The sequence below is a fragment of the Bartonella sp. AP36NXGY genome, from assembly GCF_042195865.1.
Taxonomy (GTDB): Bacteria; Pseudomonadota; Alphaproteobacteria; order Rhizobiales; family Rhizobiaceae; genus Bartonella.
This window is the reverse complement of sequence record NZ_JBHIPD010000125.1, coordinates 1-936: the sequence shown is the minus strand read 5'-3', so window position 1 is coordinate 936 and position 936 is coordinate 1. Positions and strand designations below refer to the sequence as shown.

The 936-nt window shown below is 47.0% G+C and carries 1 protein-coding gene; it reads left to right on the top strand.

All coding sequences use genetic code 11. The annotated features are described in order from the left end of the window. Positions 1–867 (top strand): phage tail protein (locus ACFINX_RS10235; protein ID WP_375668813.1); only part of this gene is annotated, 867 nt, incomplete at its 5' end. Positions 868–936 lie beyond the last annotated feature (69 nt).

Here is a 936-nt window from a genome sequence, read left to right as displayed (position 1 = left end):
GGCTCCCTTGCGGCAATAGAGATGGGGCTTGAATGGCTAGGGATTTCGGCACGCTTTCAACCCGCCTGGACGGGGCGCGCATGGTGGAACTCCTTTCAACTTGATTTTGATCAGTTGCCTGAACGAACACAGCTTGAAGCCATTGAAGCGATTACAGATCTCTCCAAAAGTTTGCGCTCCGATTTTCGCCGTGGTGTTGCGGGGTATGATGTGCAAGCTGTTGAATGCAATATGTCACGCCTTGATGACAGCATGTTGGAGTATGAAAGCGGTGTTCGCTTAACAGCTGGGGGCACTTTGTTTTCCTTTGGGCGCACAACAGAGATCAATCACACGCTCACAAGAGAAGAAGGCAGGCTTATTGGTAATTGGATAGATGATGGGGATGAAGAGTTAAGCTGGGAACAAATCGATTATCCATGGGACATGGCAAATTTTCCGTGGTGTTCGGTCAAAAAACATGAACGCGATATACTCATGGCAGAGTGGTTTAGCAACCGCACGCTTTATCTCGTGTTAAGAGACAGCCAAAATAGCGTGATTGGGTATCGCAGATGCTATGCTGTAGCGCCTGTCGAACAGGCTTTGGATGGTGTGTACAACCATTGTGGCAACAGATTTAACCCTTCCCCAACCGGCACTCTGTTGTTTCTTGCAGCACGCACAGATTTTCACGATGTTGATGGCAAACAAGCAGCATTTGTTTCTATTCTCGTTCACGGCATTCCCAAACAAGATATCCCCCTTGGAAAGCTTTGGTGTGACGTCAATGAACTGAATGGTGGTGTCGAGATACTCAAAACACCCATCAATATTCCTTTGCGCGCCGATGTTCGCGAACAATTCAAGATTTTATTGAGGTTTTAATATGAAGCATGAAAGTGGTTTACCCTTTGCAATTGACAGATCTCGCGGCAAAGAGGAACAACAAAGCGT